This is a genomic window from Sediminicola luteus, assembly GCF_002514735.1.
Taxonomy (GTDB): Bacteria; Bacteroidota; Bacteroidia; order Flavobacteriales; family Flavobacteriaceae; genus HQA918.
In genome coordinates this window covers 817,999-842,852 of the sequence record NZ_KZ300476.1, presented here as the reverse complement: position 1 = coordinate 842,852, position 24,854 = coordinate 817,999, and the positions used below count along the sequence as shown (strand labels likewise).

Annotated in this window: 19 protein-coding genes; 9 read left to right on the top strand and 10 right to left on the bottom strand. The window is 45.4% G+C overall.

Annotated elements, in window-relative coordinates; genetic code table 11:
* The first annotated feature begins 9 nt into the window (after positions 1-9).
* Entirely contained in the window at positions 10-1,761 is a 1,752-nt protein-coding gene (locus B7P33_RS03460) for a TonB-dependent receptor domain-containing protein (RefSeq protein WP_097440783.1), read from the top strand.
* Between the two features lie 916 nt (positions 1,762-2,677).
* A complete protein-coding gene (locus tag B7P33_RS03455) occupies positions 2,678-3,775 on the top strand; it encodes an OmpA family protein (RefSeq protein WP_097440542.1) in 1,098 nt (365 codons plus the stop codon).
* Here the strand turns inward: B7P33_RS03455 and B7P33_RS03450 are convergent.
* Entirely contained in the window at positions 3,772-4,347 is a 576-nt protein-coding gene (locus tag B7P33_RS03450) for a Crp/Fnr family transcriptional regulator (protein WP_097440541.1), read from the bottom strand. The genes B7P33_RS03455 and B7P33_RS03450 overlap by 4 nt on opposite strands.
* 140 nt (positions 4,348-4,487) lie before the next feature.
* Here B7P33_RS03450 and B7P33_RS03445 point away from each other — a divergent pair, with 140 nt between their 5' ends.
* Both B7P33_RS03445 and B7P33_RS03440 read left to right on the top strand, forming a co-directional pair.
* Positions 4,488-5,114, top strand: coding sequence for a CatA-like O-acetyltransferase (locus tag B7P33_RS03445; RefSeq protein WP_097440540.1), 627 nt, complete (start codon positions 4,488-4,490; stop codon positions 5,112-5,114).
* 240 nt (positions 5,115-5,354) lie between these two features.
* Positions 5,355-6,977: an amidohydrolase gene (locus B7P33_RS03440; RefSeq protein WP_097440782.1), complete on the top strand. Its 1,623-nt coding sequence runs from the start codon at positions 5,355-5,357 to the stop codon at positions 6,975-6,977.
* A 72-nt stretch (positions 6,978-7,049) separates the two neighbouring features.
* Here the strand turns inward: B7P33_RS03440 and B7P33_RS03435 are convergent, their stop codons facing one another.
* On the bottom strand, positions 7,050-7,577 hold the full coding sequence (locus B7P33_RS03435) for a DUF2911 domain-containing protein (protein WP_097440539.1): 528 nt from the start codon (positions 7,575-7,577) through the stop codon (positions 7,050-7,052).
* A gap of 229 nt (positions 7,578-7,806) precedes the next feature.
* On the opposite strand from B7P33_RS03435, the gene asnB reads away from it, so the two are divergent.
* Complete coding sequence (asnB, locus tag B7P33_RS03430) at positions 7,807-9,471, top strand: asparagine synthase B (RefSeq protein WP_097440781.1); 1,665 nt, start codon at positions 7,807-7,809, stop codon at positions 9,469-9,471.
* Between the two features lie 182 nt (positions 9,472-9,653).
* Here the strand turns inward: asnB and B7P33_RS03425 are convergent, their stop codons facing one another.
* Entirely contained in the window at positions 9,654-11,903 is a 2,250-nt protein-coding gene (locus tag B7P33_RS03425) for a S9 family peptidase (RefSeq protein WP_097440538.1), read from the bottom strand.
* A 131-nt stretch (positions 11,904-12,034) separates the two neighbouring features.
* On the opposite strand from B7P33_RS03425, the gene B7P33_RS03420 reads away from it, so the two are divergent.
* A complete protein-coding gene (locus B7P33_RS03420) occupies positions 12,035-12,817 on the top strand; it encodes an SDR family NAD(P)-dependent oxidoreductase (RefSeq protein WP_097440537.1) in 783 nt (260 codons plus the stop codon).
* A gap of 286 nt (positions 12,818-13,103) precedes the next feature.
* Positions 13,104-13,406 carry a DUF1330 domain-containing protein gene (locus tag B7P33_RS03415; RefSeq protein ID WP_172435841.1) on the top strand — a complete coding sequence of 101 codons (303 nt, stop codon included), beginning with the start codon at positions 13,104-13,106 and terminating at the stop codon, positions 13,404-13,406.
* A gap of 22 nt (positions 13,407-13,428) precedes the next feature.
* On the opposite strand, the gene B7P33_RS03410 is transcribed toward B7P33_RS03415, so the two are convergent.
* From B7P33_RS03410 to B7P33_RS03395, 4 genes are all read right to left on the bottom strand, one after another.
* Entirely contained in the window at positions 13,429-14,058 is a 630-nt protein-coding gene (locus B7P33_RS03410; RefSeq protein ID WP_097440535.1) for a LuxR C-terminal-related transcriptional regulator, read from the bottom strand.
* Positions 14,055-15,971, bottom strand: coding sequence for a tetratricopeptide repeat-containing sensor histidine kinase (locus tag B7P33_RS03405; protein ID WP_097440534.1), 1,917 nt, complete (start codon positions 15,969-15,971; stop codon positions 14,055-14,057). The genes B7P33_RS03410 and B7P33_RS03405 overlap by 4 nt, the downstream gene beginning before the upstream one ends.
* A 144-nt stretch (positions 15,972-16,115) precedes the next feature.
* Complete coding sequence (locus B7P33_RS03400; protein ID WP_097440533.1) at positions 16,116-16,535, bottom strand: DUF3592 domain-containing protein; 420 nt, start codon at positions 16,533-16,535, stop codon at positions 16,116-16,118.
* Positions 16,535-17,434, bottom strand: coding sequence for a hypothetical protein (locus tag B7P33_RS03395; protein WP_097440532.1), 900 nt, complete (start codon positions 17,432-17,434; stop codon positions 16,535-16,537). The genes B7P33_RS03400 and B7P33_RS03395 overlap by 1 nt, the downstream gene beginning before the upstream one ends.
* Positions 17,435-17,704: 270 nt before the next feature.
* Between B7P33_RS03395 and B7P33_RS03390 the strand changes: the two genes are divergently transcribed.
* Positions 17,705-18,568 (top strand): glycerophosphodiester phosphodiesterase family protein, encoded by an 864-nt coding sequence (locus B7P33_RS03390; protein ID WP_097440531.1) that lies wholly within the window; start codon positions 17,705-17,707, stop codon positions 18,566-18,568.
* A 210-nt stretch (positions 18,569-18,778) separates the two neighbouring features.
* A complete protein-coding gene (gene gyrB, locus B7P33_RS03385; RefSeq protein ID WP_097440530.1) occupies positions 18,779-20,716 on the top strand; it encodes a DNA topoisomerase (ATP-hydrolyzing) subunit B in 1,938 nt (645 codons plus the stop codon).
* Positions 20,717-20,877: 161 nt separating this feature from the next.
* Here gyrB and B7P33_RS03380 read toward each other — a convergent pair whose 3' ends face one another.
* The 3 genes from B7P33_RS03380 to B7P33_RS03370 form a co-directional block, all read right to left on the bottom strand.
* Entirely contained in the window at positions 20,878-21,915 is a 1,038-nt protein-coding gene (locus B7P33_RS03380; RefSeq protein WP_097440529.1) for a Gfo/Idh/MocA family protein, read from the bottom strand.
* Positions 21,916-21,919: 4 nt separating this feature from the next.
* On the bottom strand, positions 21,920-23,311 hold the full coding sequence (locus B7P33_RS03375; RefSeq protein WP_097440528.1) for an arylsulfatase: 1,392 nt from the start codon (positions 23,309-23,311) through the stop codon (positions 21,920-21,922).
* A 154-nt stretch (positions 23,312-23,465) separates the two neighbouring features.
* The gene (locus B7P33_RS03370) at positions 23,466-24,842 is read right to left on the bottom strand and encodes a Gfo/Idh/MocA family protein (protein ID WP_097440527.1); all 1,377 of its coding nucleotides are present in this window, start codon (positions 24,840-24,842) and stop codon (positions 23,466-23,468) included.
* Positions 24,843-24,854 lie beyond the last annotated feature (12 nt).

The following is a 24,854-nucleotide window of genomic DNA, read 5'->3' as shown; positions in this document are numbered from 1 at the left end:
GAAAGGAAAATGAATTATAAGCCATTTGCTATTTTCTTGGGGATCTGTTTCAGTATTTTCTCGGCCCAGGCCCAAGAAGACGACCCCATAGGTACCCAAACGGTAAACGTGGTAAAGGCCTATAGCCCTACCGTTGGCGATGCCGTAAAAATTAAATCGACCCCTCAGGTGGGCGACTCGGTTACCCTGCAAAAGAAGCCGGTACAATACAGTATTTTCTCGGTTCCGGTGGCCTCGACATTTACCCCGGCCAAGGGCAAGGCCAGTGGTGTTAAAAAACGCCGACCCGAAAAGCAGTACGATTCCTATGCCTCGGTTGGCTTGGGCAATTACAATAATGCCTTAGTAGATTTTTATACTTCGGCCGCCATAGATCGCGATTCCAGGTTAGATGTGGGCCTTAACCACCACTCCTCACGTGGGGCGGTAGACGGGGTAGTACTCGATAACGACTTTTACAATACCTCTCTCAATGCCGCCTATGCCCGCCAAGACCGCTATATGGGCTGGGGTATCGAAGGGGGCTTTACCCATAAGATATACCATTGGTATGGGGTGTTGGACGACACCTTTCCTGAGGGCACCCTCGATGGAGTCAGTGGCAAACAATCGTATTATAATGCCCAATTGGGTGGTAATCTTAAATGGGACGATGCCGTAATCAAAGAAGGCAAAGTACTATTGCGCCGGTTTTGGGATGGTAGTGAGTCGGGCGAGAACCGGGCCATGATAGCTCCGGTTTTTGAATTGCCCATTGCCGATGAACTTTTTACCATAGAAGTAAAGGCCGACTATGTGGGCGGACAAATGGGAGCGAACTCCTTGAACGCCAGCGAAAATCTGGGTACGGTAGATTACCACGCCATGCAGTTTGGGGTAAGTCCGGGTATTACCATTCTCCGCGATGAACTTACCTTGAACCTTGGCGCCAAACTACTATATGGCGACGATAGTTTTGGTGAAAGCGGAGGTTTTTATATCTATCCCGATATTACGGCCTCATTCCGTATCTCGGGTGATAACGTAATTGCCTATGGTGGCTTACAGGGCGATTTGGAACAGAATTCCTATTTCGATTATGTAAATGAAAACCCTTATGTTTCGCCCACCCTAACCATGAGCCCGACCGATAGGCAATATTTGGGTTATGCCGGGTTAAAAGGACAGTTATTGCCTAACCTTTCCTATGACGTCCGTGGGTCGTACAGTGCCGAAAACCGGAAGCCCCTGTTTTTACTGAATCCGACCAATGCGTTTAGACAGCCGGCCGAGGAATACACTTTTGGCAATTCGTTCCAGGTATTCTACGACGATGTACGCACCTTTGGGGTACGCGGGGCATTAAGTTTAGATGTGGCCCGCGATTTTACCCTTGGCGCGCAGGTAGATTACAATACCTATGATACCGAGACCGATAATCCGGCTTGGAACCTTCCCGAGATTCAGGCCAAAGTATGGTTCGACTATCAAATGGGTGAGCAGTGGTTCTTTGGCGGACAGTTGTTCTATGTAGGCGAACGCGACGATTTGGAGGCTGTAGTTGTAGAAAGTGGCAACCCGGCCGAATTCCCGGCCAACATCATAACATTGGACGCCTATTTAGATGCCAATCTGCATGCAGGCTACCGCTTCAATAACCAACTTTCCATTTTCGTTAAGGGAAGTAATTTGGCCGGAGACTATCAAAAATGGGCCCGATTTCCTACCCAAGGTTTACAGGTTTTGGCGGGGGCCACCTATAAGTTTGATATGTTTCAATAATCTTGATTAAATAGGAAAACTTAAAAGATACCTGCCAAAAGAATGGCTCATTGGCCAGGCTTTTATTATAAGGGCAATGGGTAGGATTTAATAATACCATTTCAATTTTGAGATTCAACCAATAAAAAAACAGGAATTTTTTCTTTGGGCGAAAAAGAAAATCTAAGCATAGCCAAAGCTACGGTTCTATTTTATTTTGATGACCAAAGGTAAAAAGAACCATTTTTTAGGTGGTATTTCAATGTTGAAATGGTTTAAGGGGTAGCGGTTGTAATCGATATTACCGAGGGACGACTTTCCTTATACCTTGGTTAACGGTCTTAAGAGCAAATCTTTTCTTAAGTGGTGTTTTGATTATAGAATGCATTACTTTTTTCTATTCCTGCTTGTGTTCTAGACCCGCTTTAGTTGTTTTTTTATACAACAATTTGCAAAACCCAACCAAATTTGGTTTGGTGTGCGACACTAGAACTGAAACAAAATCCAAAAGGGCCAAAAGATTCGAAATTAGGGATGTTTTGGGTGCATTGGATCCTTTTTTTTCATTCAACCGTTAGCTAAACTACAAATAAGTAAGAAAAATAGTTCAAGTGTAGGGTGTTGCCGTTTTATGGTTATGGTCTTCGTTTTTTACATAATGTTTTTATTCACGGTAATGCATTTTAACGATAAAAACACACATTATAACGATGAATAATACGATTTGTGTTTTTGGGCTATTTTATTGGTAGAGAGCCTGTTGGTCTATGTGTTCGGGTTGTTTAGTGCTGATTTACAGTCTTCTGTATAAGGTACTTGCAATATATGGCTATATGTAGCGTTCTTCTTACGCGAACACCTTGTTTTATAGCAACATGAAAATGGAACGATCCCAAATGGTTAAACCGTTTGAAAGTTACATTTAATGTAAGGTTACATGAGTTTGGATAATTATAGAAATACGCTGCTTGCTTTGATGATGATGGCGATTGGTGTACAGGGTATTTCCCAAAATTTGATTCAAAACCCCAGTTTTGAAGTGTATAACGACTGTCCGAAGGAGCACGGCACCTTTGCGGAGGACATTCCGCATTGGGGTTCCCCAACAGAAGGGTCTACAGACTATTTTAACGTCTGCAGTACCTCTATGGGCGTTAGTAATTTTATAGGAGATCAAGAGCCGCAAGATGGCGATGCTTATGCCGGTTTTTATATGTATGCTCCTAACGATTATAGGGAGTATGTGCAAACTAAACTTGCCGAACCCCTAAAGCCTGGTATTTCCTATGAGGTTAGTTTTTATGTAAGCCTGTCCGATAAAAGCTATTATGGGGTAAAGAAGTTCGGGGTATTGTTCGCTAAAGACGAACTAAAATCTTCGGTACGTCAGGTGTTGACCAAAGGAGAACTGGTTACCAAACTATATAATGGCTTTCATTTTATTGAGTTGTTCAATATCAAAAAAACCATTGAACAAGAGAAATGGGTGAAGATTAGTGGTGAGTTTGTAGCCAAGGGTTACGAACGCTATATGGTAATCGGTAACTATCACAAAAACGACCGGACCGATCTGATGGAAACCCAAGCTCAAGGAGCCAAAAAGGCCAGTTATTATTATATAGATAATGTACACGTTGAAGCCTTGACCGACTTTTCTTTGGGTGTTACCCATGTCTTCGATAATTTGAATTTTGAGACCGATAAATTCGAAATCAAAGGGCCGGCCATAAAAGAGTTAAAGCGATTACATTCATACCTCAAACAAGATTCTAGGTACCATATAGCCATTATGGGACATACCGATAATGTGGGCGGCTCGGACTACAATCATGAGCTTTCACAAAAAAGGGCCAAAGCCGTTTCCGATTACTTGATCAAATTGGGAATCGATAAAGGGCGTATCCAATGGGAGGGCTATGGGAACGACAAACCCGTAGATACCAATAATACTGAAATAGGCCGTAAAACCAACCGGAGGGTAGAGTTCGTAATCACTGAATTCGATGACGCCGATGTTGAAGAAGGCGGCTTCTAAGGCCACTTTTTACCTCGTATCCTACTTAAAGTAACCGGACTTACCCCTAAATACGAAGCAATGTCCTTTTGGGGAACCCTTTTCACGATTTCCGGGTTCCGTTCCATAAAATCCAAATAGCGTTCCGTGGCATTCAAAGGGCGGTACGAATCTACTTCGGTATAATTATACAATAAATGGGTCTCGGCAAATCGCCTACCCCAATTGGCCCAATCTAAATGTGTTTCGTACAATTTTAAAAAATGGTCCATGGGCATGGTATATAACTGGCAGTCTTCATACAATACAGTGCGAATGGTATAATTGTAATCTAGATTAAAATAGGCAGTTAGCGAAAAACAGATATCCCCTTCAAATCCGAACCAAACTACGGTCTGGTTGCCCTTATCATCGAAAAAAAAGGTGCGCAAGGCCCCTTTTTCTATAAAATAAATGTGTTCCGATACTTCATCTTCATGCATAAGGGTTTGTCCCTTGGCCAGCGATAAAGGTTGCAATTGATTTGCGAGTAACTTTTTTGAGCTATCCGACAGTGGGTAATAACGATCTAAAGCTTCTAAAATACCGTTCATATAAAGGCAAGGTATAATAATGAACTCGTTTAAACGAGTTCAATTTCCAAAAATAAACACACAAACAGAACACATACTTAACAATTGTAAAGTAAAGAAAACGATGAGGGTGTTATTTTTGCGGGGAAAGAAGATAGAACATGCGCACGAAAGTAAATTTGGAGACCTGGATCCGGACCGAGCACTTTAACTTTTTTAAGGTTTTCAGTGAGCCTTTTTGGGGGCTTCAGGCCGAAGTTAACATGGGCAAGGCCAAACTAACGGCCAAGCAGAAGGGCTATTCCCTCTTTTCCTATTATTTGCACTGCGCCCTAAGGGCGGCCGGCGATATAGAAAATTTTGGGTATCGTATTGAATCTGGCGAAGTGTATCATTATGCCGAAATCGGGGCATCTGCCACCGTTGCCCGCGAAGATGGCCTTTTCGGCTTTACACATATGCCTTTCCATGCCAACTATTCGGAATTCAACAAAGGGGTACAGGCCGAAATGCAACGGGTCCGCACTACCAAAGGCCCCTTGTTACAGGTACCCTGTCCTGAAAATGTCATGCATGTCTCCACCATTCCATGGGTCAAGTTTACGGGCCTCTCCCACGCTAGGCATTTTCCACTCGAAGATAGTGTGCCAAAAATGACTTTCGGGAAATTATATGAAGAAAACGGCCAATGGAAAATGCCAGTGAGTATGCACGTACACCATGCCTTAATGGATGGTTTGCATGTGGGCCAGTTTTTTGAACGGTTTCAATATTATCTTGATCAATAGATGCTAATGTAAGAGGTTAAACCCAGTGTCTTTTGTCTTTGTACTTTTCGTCTGAAACCAGGAAGATTCGGAGGGCTTTGAAGGAGTATATAGGAATAGCCTTGGTACGATTACATTTGGGTTGGTAGTTGAGTATTTTCCCAAATCTTCGGCCAAGGCTTTTTTTTGTTTTTGGAGGCTTTGTACTTGCTATAAAATTGGGTAATGAATTGTATCTTGCCTAGGATAAGTAATCATACCATGAAACATTTTTTCCTATTCCTGATTTTAGTAGGGGCCTTGGCCTGTGAATCCCCAAAAGAAGGGGTCGATCTTTTAGTGACCAATGCCAATATATACACCGTTGATACCGAATTTGGTAAGGCCGAAGCCTTTGTGGTTAAGGATGGTAAATTCTTGGCTGTAGGTAGTGCTGCCAATTTATCGAAGAAATACGAGTCCAAAAATACCCTCGATGCCCAGGGCAAGACTATTGTTCCCGGTTTAATAGATGGGCATTGCCATTTTTATGGTCTGGGTATGAACCAGCAAGTGGTAGACCTGGTGGGCACAAAAAGCGCTGATGAGGTAGTTACTCGAGTTAAGGACTTTGTAGCGGATAAAAAACCAACGGCCATTTTAGGTAGGGGATGGGACCAAAACGATTGGGAGGTGAAGGAATTCCCCACCAAAAAAGTATTGGACGCCTTATTCCCCGATATTCCTGTAGCCCTGACCCGTATAGACGGGCATGCCTTATGGGTCAACCAAAAAGCCCTTGATATGGCCGGTATAGACGGTAGTACCCGAGTAGATGGCGGGGAGATCGTGTTGCGAAACGGACAGCCAACTGGGGTGCTAGTAGACAATCCCATGGAGTTGGTACGTGCCGTTTTACCACCACCCACACGTGCCATGGAAATAGAAGGTTTGTTAGCGGCACAAGATATATGTCATTCCTATGGATTAACCACCGTAAACGATGCCGGATTGGATCGCAGTGTTTTAGAGCTAATCGATAGCCTACAACAAACCGGCGATTTAAAAATACGGGTATACGGTATGGTGGCCAATACCAAGGAAAACTTGGATTATTATTTAGAGAAGGGCATCGTAAAGACCGATTGGCTCAACATACGTTCGGTTAAGGTGTATGGCGATGGGGCCTTGGGATCGCGAGGGGCCGCCTTAAAAGCACCATACAGTGATAAAAAAGGCCATTTCGGGGCCATGGTCACGCCAGTAGACCAAATCGGATATTTGGCCGACCGTATCGCGGCATCCGATTACCAGATGAATACCCATGCTATTGGCGACTCGGCCAATGTGGTCGTACTAAGGGCCTATAAAAAAGCTTTGGAGAATATGGGCGACAGACGCTGGAAAGTGGAACATGCCCAAGTAATCGCCCCGGCCGATTTCGATTATTTTTCGAACAATATCATCCCTTCGGTACAACCCACCCACGCTACTTCCGATATGTATTGGGCCGATGAACGCTTAGGGCATGATAGGGTACAAGGGGCCTATGCCTATAAAACCCTCTTGGACCAAGCAGGCATGGTAGCTTTAGGAACCGATTTTCCTGTAGAACGGGTAAGTCCGTTTTTAACCTTTTATGCTGCCGTGGCCCGTATGGATACCGAGCATTATCCCGAGGGTGGTTTTCAGATGAAGGATGCCCTAAGTAGGGAAGAAACCTTAAAAGGCATGACCATTTGGGCGGCCTATTCCAATTTTGAGGAAAACGAAAAGGGTAGTATCGAAGCAGGTAAATGGGCCGACTTTGTAATACTCAGCGAAGATATAATGCAAGTATCGGCCGTCGATATCCCAAATATTAAGGCCGAGGCTACCTATGTGGCTGGGGAGCAAGTAAAATAGTCAACGAAACACTGAAACCAAAAAACGCCCGGCTTAACCGGGCGTTTTTTAGTATTCTAACTTAACGAGTTCTTATTTCACGGGTACTTCTACACGTACATTACCCCAACCCATATGAAGGTTGCCGGCATCGTCAAAGGCGATGGAGAAAGCTTCCAACGATTCAGAGGCCGTGCTGGCTTTGGCCGTGGTACGGGCCACATCGGCAGATTTATCATAAGAGTACGACCCCCATTGGTTTACTTTGGTGTTCAAGATAACCGTCCATTCTTTTTCCCCGGGAATGGTGAACAGGGCATAAGTACCGGCCTTTACTTTTTCGGTACCGAACATGGCATCTTTGTAAAACGTAATTTCGGCGGCCTCATTGGCACCGGTACGCCATACCTTTCCGGACGGGGCCAAACTTTCAACGGAACGTCCTTTTAACTGCGGACGACTGTAAATAACACGAACCGCCTTATCGGCTACTTTGTAACTAGAGGGAAAAGAGGCGATATCGGCCGGACTTTTATCCAAACCATTGAATTTTTGGGCACTTAGTTGTCCACTTACCAAAAGGGCCAATGCAAAAGCGGCGCCTGCTACGAATTTTTTCATGATAGTTGTTTTTAGTGTTGTAAATCTACCTTCGATTTTTCTAAGGTACGATTAAAAAGTCGTTAAATTTTTTGGCCCTTACATAACTTTCAAATTATTTGTTTGCTTTGGTTGAATGTGTGAATATTTTGAATAAATCACCGAAATTGATAATAAATCGAAACCAAAAAGAGTATAAGGGTTTCGTTTTGATGCGTATAAATTCATGTTTGCCTTAAAATTGAACGATATGTGTGGAATTGTATGTGCATTCGATATAAAACAATCTAGTGAGGCCCTAAGGCCCCAGTTGCTGGAAATGTCTAAAACCATTCGCCATAGGGGGCCCGACTGGAATGGTATTTATGCAGGTGAAAAGGCCTTATTGGCCCATGAGCGTTTGGCCATTGTAGATCCGGCTTCGGGTAAACAACCCCTGTATAGTGCCGATGGGTCATTGGTGTTGGCGGCCAATGGCGAAATTTATAACCATAGGGAGCTAAAAAAGGAATTGAAAACGGATTATGCCTTTCAAACCCAGTCCGATTGTGAGGTTATCTTGGCTTTATACCGGGAAAAAGGAACGGATTTTCTAGATGATCTGAACGGTATCTTCGGTTTTGCCTTATACGATGCGGAAAAAGACGAATATTTGATTGCCCGTGATCATATGGGTATCATCCCTTTATATATGGGCTGGGACAAACACGGTACTTTTTATGTGGCTTCCGAATTAAAGGCTTTGGAAGGTATTTGTGGTAAAATTGAATTATTCCCTCCCGGACATTATCTCTCTAGTGCCGACGGCGAGTTGACTCGTTGGTACCAACGCGATTGGATGGAGTACGATGCCGTAAAGGATAATGCGACCAGTATTGAAGATTTGGGACAAGCCTTGGAAGATGCTGTGCACCGTCAGTTAATGTCCGACGTGCCTTATGGGGTATTGCTTTCCGGCGGACTCGATTCTTCCGTAACCTCGGCCATAGCTAAAAAATACGCCCAAATGCGGGTAGAAAGTGGTGATACCAAAGAAGCTTGGTGGCCCCAACTCCACTCTTTTTCAGTGGGCTTGGAAGGGTCGCCCGATTTGGCAGCCGCCCAAAAAGTAGCAGACCACATCGGTACGGTTCACCACGAAATCAAATTCACCATTCAAGAGGGCCTAGATGCTATTCGCGATGTAATCTATAAGTTGGAAACCTACGATATTACTACCGTTAGAGCATCGACCCCTATGTACCTTATGGCCCGTGTCATTAAATCGATGGGGATAAAAATGGTATTGTCTGGCGAAGGGGCAGATGAACTTTTCGGAGGGTATCTCTACTTTCATAAAGCCCCGAACGCCCAAGAGTTCCATGAGGAAACGGTGCGTAAATTGAGCAAATTACATATGTATGATTGCCTTAGGGCCAATAAATCACTAGCGGCCTGGGGTATTGAAGGCCGGGTACCTTTTTTGGATAAGGAGTTTATGGATGTGGCCATGCGCATTAACCCGCAAGACAAGATGATCACGCCTGAACGAATGGAGAAATGGGTGGTACGTAAGGCTTTTGAGGACTATTTACCCGAAGAGGTAGCCTGGCGCCAAAAAGAACAATTCTCCGATGGGGTGGGCTATAGCTGGATAGATACCTTGAAAGAGATCGTTGAAGAAGCGGTTAGCGACGAGCAGTTGGCCAATGCCAAGTTCCGTTTCCCGATCCAAACCCCTTCGAACAAAGAAGAATATTATTATAGATCCATATTCGAGGAGCATTTTCCTTCGGATACGGCAGCGCTCTCGGTGCCCCAAGAAGCCTCTGTGGCCTGTAGCACCAAAATCGCATTGGAATGGGACGAGGCCTTTAAAAACATGAACGACCCATCGGGTAGGGCGGTGGCCAATGTGCACGAAGACGCCTATTGATGATTTGATTAAAGATACCTATATATCTGTAACAGGATTGGGTAGTGTTTGTATTAGTTAGCAGAACCCCTTGCAAAGCAGGGGGTTTTTTAATGTACTATCCGGAAAGTTTGTTTGGACCATGTGCCGATACCTATGGGCGTCTTTTTTCTATCCTCTATTATCCATTATCTGAATTGGTGTCACTCCATCGGAAAATCCCAAATAGGATTACCTTCCAACAGATGTTCCACAAAATAATTCCATCTTTTTTTAATGAAATAATCGTTATGTGTGCCTCGATAACCATGGCGCTGACTGGGTAGGATCAATAAGTCGAATTCCTTATCGGCTTTGATAAGGGCCTCTGCCAATTTAAAGGTGGCCGAAGGGTTTACGTTTTCGTCTATTCCACCATGGGTCAACAGCAATTTTCCTTTAAGTTTGGGCGCCAAGGTAATATTCGAAACTTCGTGGTAGGTATCATCTACGGGCCATCCCATATACATTTCGGGCCACCAGGCTTTTTCCATTCGAAAATCGTGATCGGCCGAACTCGACACGGCCACGGTATACGTATCGTTAAACACCATTAGGGCATGGGCCGCATCGTAACCACCGGCCGAGTGTCCGTAAATACCCGCCCGATCCTTGGCGATCCAGTCGTATTTATCGCGTAAATGCGCAATGGCCAAGGTATGGTCACGCAAATTATCCCCCATTTTCTTATAGGAATGGTCGTGAAAGCTTTTCGAGCGTTTGGCACTGCCCAAACCATCGACTTGAAGTACCACAAAGCCCAATTCGGCCAAACTTTGACTGTAAGGCCCCCAGCCGTAAGTTCGTGGAAAACGCTGGGTATGCGGACCGGTATAACTGTTATCTACAATAGGGTAGGTCTTGTTGGGGTCAAAGTTCGTGGGCTTCCAAAGCGCGCCATACAGGGTGGTTTTCCCATCTTTGGCGGTAAAAGTGAAGGTTTCCGGTTCTAGCCAGCCCATTTGCTTTAATGCGGCCACGTTGGCTTGGGTCAAGCGGTTCACGATTTTACCGTCTTTGGCCCTGCGGAGCACGGTTTGGGTAGGTTGGTTTACCGTGGACATATTATCGACGAAAAAGTCACCGTCTTTCGAAAAATCTACCACATGGTGGATGGGTTCTGGGGTTAATGATCGCAGTTTACCTTCTAGGTCGACCACGTACAATTTTAAATGGTAGGGGTTGGCTTCGGGTTCCCTGCCTCCAGCGGTAAAATAAATCAGGCCCTTTTTTTTATCGATATGCGAAATGGCATCGATATAAAAATCCCCTTGGGTCAAGGCTTGGGTAACGCCCGATTCGGTATCTACCTTGTACAGTTGGCGCCATCCGGAACGTTCCGATAAAAAAACTAAGGTGTTTTTCCCCTCGATCATCCTATAATCGAATCCATCGGTATTGGTAGGACTACTGTCTGTAATCAACGTATCGGTTTTTCGGTTGAGCAGGTTAAAACGTACTACATATTGTTTTTGATAGCCCCTTTCGGCCCAACTGGCCCAGACCAGATGTGATTCAGCCCCCCAATCGGTATCAACCCCATTAATATGGGTGTTTTTGGGAAGGGCGTTTGGAATTTCTTGGCGAGCGGCTACATCAAAGAATACCGGTCGGGTATGCACCATAGTGGTGTCGCCTGGTGAACCGCGGTAATAGGAAAGCAGCTTAGGGCGATAAAGAGAGTCGATACTATGATCCAACAGGTACATTTTTTCAGCCTGTCTCAAATCGACCACGGCCGTTTTTAGGTACTTCGAATCTTCGGACCAGTCCACATAAAAATGGGCAGGCCGTTCAGCGTTCTCACCGACCATGGTATCGTACCAACCATACCAGCTGGCGTATTCGTAGCCTTGGGTACCGTCGAAAGTCAGTTGGCTTTCTTCTTGGGTTTCGGTATTTCGTAAAAACAGGTTGAAATCTTTGGTAAAGGCGATCCACTTACCATCGGGCGATTTACTTTCGTTTTCGGTCTGTTCGGTTTTTGGTTTTTCCGCTTTTTCGGTCAGTGTTTTGGTTTTTGGGTTCCAAACAAAAGTTTTACCGTTAGATGAAAACTGCCACGATTTTCCTTGGGGTTCCAAGTCGGTCAGGGCAAGGTTTTGGGCTTTTTGTTCGGTTTCGGTCAATTTTGCCAATTCGGCGGCTAATTGGTCTTGGTCGAAAACGGGTGCGGTTTTCCCTTTCTTTAGGTCTACCCACATAAAGTTTTTCCCTTCGGGGTTATGGTCTTCATACCAAAAACCGCTACCGTTTTTAAACCAGTGTACATCGGTACGCAGGTTAAAGGCGGTCTTGTTGTTATAGTTATTATAGCGGAAAGCCACGGCCCTTTTATAATCATCCAAGGTTTGGGCCTGGGTGGTAATGGTAATTCCGAAGAATAAGAGTAAATAAAGGAAATAGCTTTTCATGGTAATCGTTTTTTGAAGGCCTATGAAAATACAAAAGCTAGGCCTGTCTTTATGCAATTAGGCCGATCTTGGACAATTTATGCATAAGATGAGGTGATTTTGGGTATCTTTTCCCTTCCAAACCCAACCCTATGAAATGTGAGCACAAGGTCATTCTAATTACCGGGGCATCTTCCGGAATTGGGGCTGCTACCGCCTTACAGCTGGCCAAATCCGATAACATTTTGATCATCACGGCCCGGCGTGAAGAAAAATTAATGGCCCTAGCCGATCAGATTCGTACCTTGGGGTCGACTTGTGATTATTATGTGGGCGATGCCACCAATCCTGAACATGGCCCTAAAGTAGTGGCCGAAATCGTGAAAAAACATGGTCGTATCGATTTGGCTTTGTTAAATGTGGGTATAGGTCCGCCCTCCAATTGTCTCACGGCATCGTCGGATACCATAACCTACTGTATGCGCGCCAACTTCGATTCCTTTATCCATTTTTACGTACCCTTAATGGCCCAGATGAAATCGCAAACGACCTCATGTATGATCGCCCATATGAATTCTCAGGCCACTTGGTTTGGCATCCCTATGCAGGGCGATTATACGGCAGCCAAAGCGGCTGTGCGTATTTTTATGGAAACCGCCCGTATGGAATTGAAACATTTTGGGATACGCCATATAAAACTACAGACCATACACCCGGGCTTTGTAGATACCGAGGCCGTTCGTAACGATGGTATACCGGCACCCAACGAGATCAGTGAAGAAAAGGCGGCCGACTATGTCTTACGCGGATTTGAAAAGGAAATGAAGACCAATGTGTTTCCGCCCTCAACGGCTTTGTTGAGTCGATTAGGGCGCATAATGCCAGATTGGGTTCGCGAAAGGGTGCTGTTGGCCGAGACACCGAAGTCGTATTAACTGGGGGCACGGCAAGCAAAGGTTATAAAACTACATTTGCCGTGTTATTAGTAAAGGTTGTAAGTGTTTAATGTTTTAATAGTGAGAGAATTATCTCTGATTTTCTTTATGAAATAAAAATGATCGCTTTCTTAAGCTAGTTTATTTTTTGTTGAATTGATGGGTAACATCTTTGCGGAAAAGAATATCAATCTTGAAAAGGAAAATTCTGTCTGCAAATTATCTGCTACCCTGTATAATGGTTTTGTGCGCTTTATTTTCTTGTTCATCAAAAACATCCAAGAAAATGAAAACAGTGTATTGCCTATTTGAAAATGTTAAGATTGTTGATACGGTAAAAATGGAAGCCTACAAAAAAGAGGTGTTTTCCATTGTTGAAAAATATGGCGGAGAATATGTAGTGGCCGGCGATAATATCCAAACTATAGAGGGGAATTGGAATCCCTCTTTTTTAGTGATGATCAAGTTTCCAAGTATGGAGCATGCCAACAACTGGTATAATTCAGAGGCTTATAGACCGTTAAAGGAACTTCGACAAACTTCAGGGCAGTTCAATGGAATAATTATGGAAGGTTTGCCTCTAGAGTAACCAAATCTGCTTTCAAATAAACCTACACCAACCCTTTTTCCACGGCCATTCGTACTAGGCCTGCGGTATTGCGAACCCCAAGTTTTTGGATAAGGTTACTTCTATGGGCTTCTACGGTTTTTACCGAGATAAAGAGTTTTTCGGCAATTTCTTCGGTGGTGTGTTCTTTAACGATCAAGGCCAACACCTCTTTTTCCCTTCGGGTGAGCTTGGGAATAAAATAAGAGGTACGGCTACCCAAAGATTCGTTGAGCAATTGTTGCTTGATTTTTTTCGGTAAATAGGTGTCGCCCGCCATAATGGTATCAATGGCTTCCAAGAGCTCGGCTTTTGGGGTGTTTTTCAAAAGATACCCTTTGCCCCCGTTTTGTATAATCTGGCGCACAAAGGCCGATTCTTCAAAATTGGTAAGGGCAACTACCTTTAAATCGGGATAGGCTTTTACAAAATGCTTACAGTTGCTGGCCCCGTTACCATCGGGTAGGTTAATATCCAAAAGCAACACATCGGGGCAATCGACCGCCAAGCCAGCTTCGGTTTCGGCCAAAGAACCATAAGTGCCAACCAAAGTAATATGTGTTTCATGGGCCAATAGGGTTTTAAGTCCCTCTAAGATTAGGGGGTGGTCGTCGGTGATGGCGATGCGAATCATGATGGTTTGGTGTTTAGGGGTATTTCAATATGGTAACTACTACCTTCGGGGCTGCTATCGACTTCCATTTGGGCGTTTAAGAATTGGATTCGGGATTCTAAGTTCTTTAAACCGAGTCCGGCCGCAGCCTTTGGGGCAAACCCTTGACCATTATCCTCAACGGTAAGTTGAAAATGGGTTGGGCTGGCATTGGTTTGTATCAAAAGTTCACTGGCTTGGGCATGTTTCAGGGTGTTCTGGCTCAATTCCTGAACTATACGATAGATCATGGTTTCTACCGAAGGGCTCAGTTGGGGTAGGTTGCCATAGTGCTGGTAAACCACCTCGAGGCTATTATTCTTGTCCAGTTTATGGCCAAATTGACGTATGGCCTCTATGAGTCCGAATTGGGTTATGGCAGGTGGCGCCAAGTTGTGGGCAATACTACGTATACTTTCAATGGAATCGTCCAACATGTTCATTGTTTTATCCACGATTCCTGTGGTATCGGACCCTGGTATGGCCCCCAGCTGGAATTTTAAAGCGGACAGGTCACCGTTGATACCATCGTGCAATTCTTTGGCGATACGATGGCGTTCTTGTTCCTCACCTTGTATTACGGCCTCGAGTTCGGCAATTTCCCGTTGTTGTTCCAAACCTTTTATTTTTTGAAGGGCCAATTGGTGTTTTTGTCTAAAGAAAAACCATATGCCTACCGCAGCTACGAAAAAGAGGATACCGCCCCCGAGGGCCAGAAACAGTTTTTGTTTTTGTTGAAGCAATCGATTTTGGTGGGCCTGTATTTCTAGGTTTTGTTCACTGATCTGTCGGTTTTTTTCGGCAGTTTGGTATTGGATATCCAACAGGTTTACCCGATGTTGGATCCTTTCATTCAAAACACTGTCTTGAATCTGTTGGGCGTACTCCAAGGCGGTTAAGGCCTTGCCGGTTTGGCTGTTTTTTTTGTAATACAGGGCGAAAAGTTGGTATAGGTCGCCATCGGGCTGTAAATCCGGAGCGGCATCGTAAAGGGCCTGGGCTTGCTGTAAATGAGAAAAAGCTTTTTTGGGCTGGTTGCGGTCTAGGTAGATTTCGGCCATCATCTGGTGGGCCCCGGAGCGCTGGTAATGAAAGTCGACCTGTTGGGCATAGTCAAAAGCGGTTTGGGCCAAATGTAAGGCCCTGTCCAAGTCTTTTTCGTTCGGATGTATCCTATAATACTCTGATTTTAGGCGGTAGAAATGGTAGTTGTTTTCGGGGTCGGTAGAAAGCTGTGCCAAGGAATCCCCCACGGCAATCATTGAATTGGCGTGTTCAAAATTGGCGGTTTCGAGGTCGAGGTTGATCAAGTTAATGTTCAGCCCTTGAATGGCCAGGCTGCGTTCGGGAGCGTCCGGAAATTGTTGGATGGCCGCCATGGCTTTTTCGGTATAACTTTTAGCTTGTTGCCAATCGGCCATACTTTCGTAAACATTACCCAGATTTTGGTATACACTCATACGGCCCAGCGTATCTTGGGCCACCTTCATAAAGGCCAGGGCTTTCAGATAGCCTTGTACGGCTCCGGGGAAATGGCCTTGGTTTTGGTGCCGTTCCAAGGCGATATTAAAATAGAGACGCCCTGTGGTTAGGGTGTCTTGTAAACGTAACGAGATTTGGGCGGCTTTTTCGTAATAGCTTATCGCTAAACTCGGTTTGCCGGCAAAGCGGGCCGCAACCCCTAGGTTTTGTAACGCCATTCGCTCTAAGGGCAGTGAGGCTATGCCTTGTGCCTCAACCAAGGCCACATGTAAGAGGGAATCGCCGCTATGCAGTTCACCCGTGGTCGCTAATTGTCTCCCTTCTTGTATTTTTTGGGCTATGGCCAAAGAATCGGAGGGTGGTTGGGTATAGCCAATAAGCGATAAAAAAAAAGCGCAGGCCAGTATTCTCATGCTGTACTTTGGTTTGGGAGATAAATATAGGGGATGTCCTTAGATCCCGAAAACCGGTAAACCGATATGGTGGTAATTTTTAGTTTTTAAAAGCTGTCCTGAACCCTTTTGACTTCGTTCTGAATACCAATAGATCTAGTGGATTTAGGGCAATTGGGCGTAAAAATAATAGGCGAACAGCAGCATGATGGCGGTGGCGGCCAGGCAGAGTACCCAGCCAAAATTAAGGCTGAACCAGCCGGTCTCTTTAATCCTATAATCCCCAGTGGGTTCTAGGTGGAACCACACCACCGGCTGGTCGCCTTGTTTATATCGGGGCGGATTTTGCCCCACATTAGATCGCTGCTGATAATTTTTGTTGTTGTACCGCACTCGGAAAACGGGATAATAGCTTACCGTTTCGGTATTGTTCTCGCGGTCGTAAGAAACCTGTCGTTCTACCTTGATTACTGACGCTTTTACCTTCTTGGCGCTTTCCTTAAAGGTTTTGCTTTGGAAGTAGGTGTAGAAAAATCCGGCCATACCTACAAGTGCGAGGCCTAAGAAAATATAAAACCCGACCATTATTGACAACGGTTTCCGGCAGCAATGGTATAGGCCTTGCCACCAATGTAAATCTTGTCTTCGCGATAATCTTCAACGGCATGGTACTCCACACTTCCATCGGTATATAACAATCGGAATACCGGGGTATTGTTAATGTTCATTAGGGCCCACAAACCTTGGTTCTGGCTTTGATCGCGATCGGTATTGCCCATACCCATGGGGCCACTCATACTTAAACTTGAACTGGAATCGTTTTGGATCGCGAATTGCCCGTTGCTGCAAAGGTGCACCTCTTCACGTGTACTCATGGAAACGGAATTCTCGCCGGCATAGTCACCATCACTGCCGCTTAGCGTCGTGCTAGAACTGTAACTATCTAGGTAAACGAGCATGCGTCCTTTTACCAATTGGGCCCACTGTTGGGCCTGGGCATCCATAAAGGGGTGGTATTGTATCGATTGGGCGATCCGAATGGCCAATTCTTGATGTTGTGGGGTAAACAAGTCCCGGTTTACCATAGTCATTACCATAACACCACCAATCTGCCAGAGTTTGCTCATAGAGGTTACCGCCACGGCCTTGGCGGCCTGGCCTTGTACCTGCCCTTGGTATTCGGCAAAGTAGTCGCCATTATCCAATTGTCGGATGCCGTGGGTTGGGCTAAGTAAAATACCTTCTTCCTGCACGCCTTCGGCCATTTCGGCTACCACCATATCTTGTCCGTTATACCCGTGTTCTTGAAGTAAGATGAATCCCGGAATGGTCTCATGGCCTAGAAGTAGGGTGCCATATTCTTCTTGCATTACCTTCCAGCCTTGGGGCAGTTCATATGAAATAGCCATGCCCTGCGCCCGTTGTTGGGCCCATTGGGGTGCCGAAAAGCAAACTAGGAATACTAAAATGATTAGGGTTCTCATAGGATTAGGATTTATATCCACAAAATTGAAGCATTAGGTCATGTGATACATGAGCGTTTGTACGGGTTTTTAAAACCTAGGGGAAACCCTAAGTTTTATATGGATAGCCCCTGTCAACAAACGAATCGAAAGGTGATTTTTTACGTGATATAGATTATAGCCTATTATTCCAGAAGGTAGGGCCTTCACCAAGGCATAACCATTCCGTAATCTTCAAAACATGCTAAAAGTTGTGGGGTATATTTATCTTGTGCCTACCAAACCAAGCTTATGAATATGAATGTCGCAGGGAAGGGTGCCGTGCTCTTTTTTATTTTTCTATCCTCATATATTTGGTCGCAACAGACCCGGGCGGATAGTATACTTTACGATTTTACGCATAAACCGGAAAAAGTACTGGTAGCAGCCCATAGGGCGGCTCACGAATACCATCCCGAAAATTCGCTGGCAGCCATTCAGGAGGCCATCCGCTTGGGCGCCGATATCGTGGAATTGGATATCAGGGCCACCAGTGATGGGGTTTTGGTAATGATGCACGATAAGAGTTTGGATCGTACCACCACCGGAAGTGGTTTGGTAGCCGAACACAGTTGGGCACAGTTACAACAGCTACGCTTAACACATAAAGGGCGACCCACCCAAGAAAAGATCCCCACCTTTGCCCAGGCCTTGAATGCCGCGCGGGACTCTATTTTGATTGATGTCGATTTTAAGTTGGAAGGCATGCCAGCCATTTTAGAAGCGGCCAAAGAGATCGTTGGTCTGGAGATGGAAAGCCAAGTGCTTTTCTTTCTGTACGAGAGAAAGGAAGCCTTGGCCCTGCACCAAATGTACCCGGCGATAAAGATCATGCCCAGGGTATATACACGTCGGCAGGCCCGAAGGCTCATGCGTACTTTTCCGCAAACCATACTTCATATCGACAAAAAGGTGTACTCAGAACCATTTGCCCAAAAGATGCGGGCCCGTGGGATACGCTTGTGGTTGAACAGTTTGGGCGACATCGATAGGGCCGAAAAAGCGGATCCAGGCCAGGGATTTTCCCAATTGGAACGATACCCGCGGGCCAATGTTATCCAAACGGATCTTCCTAAGGCACTTTTAGCTTATTTGGAAATGAAGGCAAAACGCTAAAAAACGTAAAATTCGATTTAAGGCTGTTTTTCGGCCTTTTAAGAAGGTTTTGTGTAAAATGGGTATTGTTGATAACTCCGTTAGTTTTAAGTCGGCTTAGGGCTGGCTGGCCGTTATATTTAGGTTATCTTTGTTTGTTACAGAATTGATGTTGTCCGGTGAAATCCCTTGTTCTGAAAGGGGTTCGGGCATATTTAAGTTTTCAAATCCATGAGCGAAGAAGCTAAGAAAAATTATTCAGCGGACAGTATCCAGGCCCTGGAGGGTATGGAGCACGTACGTATGCGTCCGTCAATGTATATCGGTGATGTTGGTGTACGCGGTCTTCACCATTTGGTCTATGAAGTAGTCGATAACTCTATCGATGAGGCCATGGGTGGGCATTGCGATAACATAAGCGTGACCATTAACGAAGATAATTCCATAACCGTACAAGATAACGGGCGAGGTATTCCGGTAGGTCTCCACAAAAAAGAAGGGGTTTCGGCTCTAGAGGTGGTCATGACCAAAATCGGTGCCGGGGGTAAGTTCGATAAAGATTCCTATAAAGTATCCGGTGGTTTGCACGGGGTAGGGGTTTCTTGTGTAAACGCCCTTTCGAACCATTTAAAGGCCACCGTACATCGCGATGGAAAGGTCTGGGAGCAGGAATACGAAAGGGGAAAATCCCTTTATCCGGTAAAAAGTGTGGGCGAGTCCGATATCACCGGAACCATCGTAACCTTTGTGCCAGACGATTCCATTTTTACGCAAACTACGGAGTATAGTTATGAAACCTTGGCCAATCGTATGCGCGAGTTGGCTTATCTGAATAAGGGGGTTACCATAAGCATGACCGATAAGCGTGAAAAAGACGAAAAAGGGGAGTTTGTCAGTGAGACTTTCTTCTCTGAGGAAGGTTTGAAGGAATTTATCAAGTTCCTCGATGGCAACCGTGAGCCATTGATCCAAAAGGTGGTTTCTATGGAAGGCGAGAAAAATGGTATACCTGTTGAGGTAGCGATGATCTACAATACCTCGTATACCGAGAACCTCCATTCATATGTAAACAATATCAATACCCACGAAGGTGGTACCCATCTTTCTGGTTTTAGAAGGGGGCTGACCGGTACCTTGAAAAAGTATGCCGATAGTTCGGGTATGCTCGATAAGTTGAAATTCGATGTTCAGGGTGATGATTTCCGTGAAGGTTTAACGGCCATTGTTTCGGTTAAGGTGGCAGAACCTCAGTTTGAGGGACAGACCAAGACCAAATTAGGTAACCGTGAGGTGTCTTCGGCCGTAAGTCAGGCCGTAGCTGAAATGCTGACCAACTATTTGGAAGAGAATCCGGACGATGCCAAGAGCATTGTTCAAAAGGTAATTTTAGCCGCCCAAGCCCGTCATGCAGCTACCAAGGCCCGTGAAATGGTACAGCGAAAGACCGTAATGAGCATTGGTGGTTTACCCGGAAAACTGTCCGATTGTTCCGATCAGAATCCAGAAAATTGTGAAGTTTTCTTGGTTGAGGGAGATTCGGCTGGTGGAACCGCCAAACAAGGGCGCGACCGTAATTTCCAAGCCATTTTACCATTGCGTGGTAAGATTTTGAATGTAGAGAAGGCCATGCAGCACAAGGTTTTCGAAAATGAGGAAATAAAAAATATTTATACGGCCCTTGGGGTAACCATTGGTACCGAAGAAGATAGTAAAGCTCTGAATTTGGATAAGCTGCGTTATCACAAGGTAGTGATTATGTGTGATGCCGATGTCGATGGTAGCCATATTGAAACGCTGATATTGACATTCTTTTTCAGATACATGCGTGAACTTATTGAAAATGGTCATGTCTACATTGCAACCCCTCCTTTATATTTAGTGAAGAAAGGGGCCAAAAAACGATATGCATGGAACGATGAAGAGCGTGATGCCATTGCCGAAGACATGGGCGGAAGCGTAAATATCCAACGATATAAAGGTTTGGGTGAGATGAACGCCGAGCAATTATGGGATACCACCATGAATCCGGAATTCAGGACACTACGAAGAATTGATATCGATAATGCCACTGAATCGGATCGTACATTCTCTATGCTTATGGGAGATGAAGTACCACCGCGTAGGGAGTTTATAGAAAAGAACGCCAAATACGCGAATATCGATGCGTAAGTAAGGTAGGATAAGAAAGAAAAAACGCCCCTCGAGGGCGTTTTTTTATACCCATTTGTCATTTCGAAGGAGTGCGCGACTGAGAAAACGAAGGTTCAACGTAACTAAATCGCAAAAGGAGGGCATTTTTCTATAGCTTAAACAATATCCCTTTTGGGGGGTCAAGGGGCCAAAACCACCCGTTTCCCGCTTTGTGACGATTCATAAATAGCTCGGATTACCCTTATGGAAGCTAGGGCCGACTGGCCGTCTACTTCAGCTTTTGAGCCATCTAAAATACTGTCTACAAAACCTTGCAACTGTTTTTGGTGTAACCCATAGCCAATAGCCATGGGGTCGCTGCTACCAGAATCGGTTTCGGTTGGGGCTTCGTTACTGTTTCCTTCTTGTCCTTTGATTTGCCATTGGGTAATGCGACCACCTTCTAAAATAAGGTTGCCTAGGGTGCCGTGTATTTCCAATTTCTCGGGATAGCCTTGGTGTATGGCCGTACTGCCTTCAATGGTACCCAAGGCCCCGTTTTCAAACTCTAGAATACCTAACCCCAAGTCTTCGCCTTCTATATCATGGGCCACGGTGGCAATTTTACCTATAACTGACTTTACGGGCCCCATGAGCTGAAGCAGCAAATCAATGGTATGTATCGACTGGTTTATCAAAGCTGCCCCGCCATCTCCCTTAAAGGTACCCCGCCAATCGGTACTGTCGTAGTAGGCTTGGTCGCGGAACCATTTGATATAGGCATTGCCCAAAACCAGTTTGCCCAATTGACCCTGGTTTAGGGCTTTTTTCATTTTAAGGAAATCGGGTTGGAAGCGGTTTTGGAAAACACATTCCAATTGAACACCCGCAGTTTCGCAGGCGGTGATCATTTGCAGGCTTCGATCCAAGTTAACCTCTAAGGGTTTTTCTACGAATACATGTTTCCCGGCCTGGGCGGCAGTCAAAGTGGGTTCTAGGTGGAACCCGCTTGGGGTACAGATACATACCGCATCTAGTTCCGGATGCTGCATCATTTCGGTAAAGTCGGTATAGGTGGAGACGCCAAACTCTTTTTCGGCCTGAGCCAGTTTGTCTTCATTTCGACTGCAGACAGCGACCAAATGGGCGTTCGAACTATGTAAAATGGCTTGTATATGATGGTTGGCGATACTGCCGAGTCCGATAACGCCAAAGCCGAGGTTTGTTTCTTTTGTCATGCCGCTAGTTTGTGTTCAATTTAGTTTTTTCATGCGGATACGGAAAGGATGTGGATAGCCGGTGTTCCTTTTTCATGATTTTCAGTATACGTTTTACCATTTTCAGATGGGTTGTGGCCAAATTATGGGTTTCCGAAGAGTCTGCTTCTAGATCGTAGAGTTCAAGGTCTGAATGAAAGCCTTTTTTGTCAATTTCTAATCGTACCCCTTTCCATTTGCCCAAACGTACGGCCTGTTTGCCTCCTTGTTCGTGGAACTCCCAATACAGAGACCTTTTTATAGGTTTTAAATCTTTCCCTTCTAAAATTGAGGTAAACGGAATACCATCCAAGCCTTTTGGGGCCTTGGCACCTGCCATTTCGGCCAGGGTGGGAAAAATGTCGGGGAAGTAGCCCACGAATTCCGAGACCTTTCCCTGGGGAACGGTGCCCGGCATCACGGCCAATAGGGGAGTGCGGATACCTCCTTCGTACACATCGCGTTTCCGGCCTTTTAGTGGCCCCGAACTATCAAAACGACCCTCCCAGCGTAATGCGGCGCCATTGTCGGAGGTAAATAGGATCAAGGTGTTTTCGGTCATGCCCAGCGCTTCCAGTTTTTTACGGATTTTCCCCATATCCGAATCGATTAAGCGTACCATGGAAGCATGTACTTTTTCGTCATAGGTCCAATCTTCGTTGACATAGTCTGGGTGTATTTCAGGGATTTCGTATTCCGCATGCGGTAACAAATAGGGAACATACAAGAAAAAGGGTTTTCCGTCTTTTTTCCTTTTGGCCAAATAATCTAAGGCAAAGCCGGTAAAAAGATTATGGGAATAATAGGCGGGGTCATGTTTTTTGCTGTGGGGAATATCTACCCGCTCTCGGTTTCGCCATAAATAATCGGTATAGTGATGATGGGCCCTACGTTGGTTTAAAAAACCGAACCAATCGTCAAAACCATGGTCATTGGGCAGGCCAGTAGTGTTGGGTTCGCCCAGACCCCATTTCCCGGTCATGGCCGTATGGTAGCCTTGTTGTTTTAAAATTTGGGCTAGGGTAAGGTCGTCCGCTTTTAACGGAATACGACCCTTGGCTCCGCCAAGTCCGCGTACGCCACCTATACCTGTATTTCCCCTAACTGTCGTATGTCCGGTATGGAGTCCGGTCATTAGCACGGATCGCGAAGGGGCACAAACCGGCGATCCTGCATAAAACTGGGTAAAACGAAGCCCTTCGAGGGCCATTTGATCCAGATGGGGCGTTTGGATCACTTTTTGTCCGTAGCTACCCAAATCACCGTAACCCAGATCGTCTACCATGACCAAGATAATATTTGGTCGTTCCGTTTTTTGGTTTTGGGCACCAAGGCCGAGTGTTAGAAGTAGGGCTAATAGGAGAAGATTATTTTTCATAAATCGTATTAAAGAACGGGAGCTGAAACCGTTTAGGAACAACTCCCGTTTATAAAAATCACGTTACTAACTGATTTGCTTTAGTCTTTTTTATCAGGTATTTGCATTTAGAGACTGAGAAAATACCATGATTGTGGACTCAAAGTTGTTTGTGTTACACATTTTCCGGTACCACATACGGATAGCGGTACTTACGTGTAAGCATTAGATCGGCCGCCTCATTATCGATAAATTGTTCGAACTCCCCATTGAATTTTAAGGTTTCCCCCAAACGGTATGCGATATTGGCGATCAATGGCAATACGGTCGACATATGGCCTTCTTCCACATCACAATTCAGGTCAAAACGGCTACCGGAACGCACCCCATCTATAAAGTTCCCGAAATGACCTTTACTATCCGGAGCTTTTCTAAATGAAGTATCACCACCAACGGCAGCACCTTCGGCCATACCAGAACCGGCAAAAGGTTCTTTATCACGTTTTTTAAAGGCTTTCCAGGTAGAGCCGTTCAATTCGAGATACCCTTCGGTTCCAAAAAAGGTATTACCGATTTTGCTTTGAAGGCTGTTTTCCCCCGGGGTATAACGGCCACGGGTCTCGAACTCCAATATTTTACCATCGGCATATTCAAAGGCCGAGGTTTGGGTGTTGGGGGTCTCCTGGGAACATTCCCTTGGGTCAATGCCGAAAATTCCGCCCATGGACTGAACCTTGATTGGGTGTTCGTTTTTGTTCAATCCCCAGCGGGCCACATCGAACTGGTGTGGGCCTTGGTTACCGGTATCACCGTTTCCGGTATTCCAATGCCAGTGCCAATTATAATGGCCACGTTTTTCATTATAGGCACGGTAAGCCGCCGGGCCTAGCCATTTGTCATAATCGAGATGGGCCGGTGGAGCGGTGTCTGGGCTAATACCAAACGAGTCCCTTGGTTTGTAACAAGTTCCCTTGGCCATATATACCTCACCGATACCGCCGTTGTGCAAGAAATCCATGGCCTGCATTACATTACTGATAGAGCGGTTTTGGAAACCGACCTGTACGATACGGTTGTACTTACGGGCGGCCTCGATCATTTTACGACCTTCCCAGACATTATGCGAGCTAGGTTTCTCTACATACACATCTTTTCCGGCTTGGCAGGCCCAGATAGTTGATAGGGCGTGCCAATGATTTGGGGTGGCGATAATTACGGCATCGATATCCTTGTCGTCGAAAACTTTACGCATATCGGTTTCGGTGCCTGGTTTTCTTCCTTTTTGGTTGTTCGCTGCGATTTTAAGACGCTCTCCGAATAGGGAAGAGTCTACATCGCAAAGGGTTTTAATCTCGACTCCGTTACTATACATTTTAGAAAAGGCATCCATTAATCCCTTTCCTCTGCCACGGATACCTATAGATCCAAGTACGACACGGTCGTTGGCCCCAAGGATATTTCCATAGGATTTGGCCGAGAATGCCGTGGCCCCGAGGGCTACCCCTGTGGCACCCAAGGTGGTTTTTTTGATAAAATTTCTTCTGTCTTCCATAATGTGGATAAA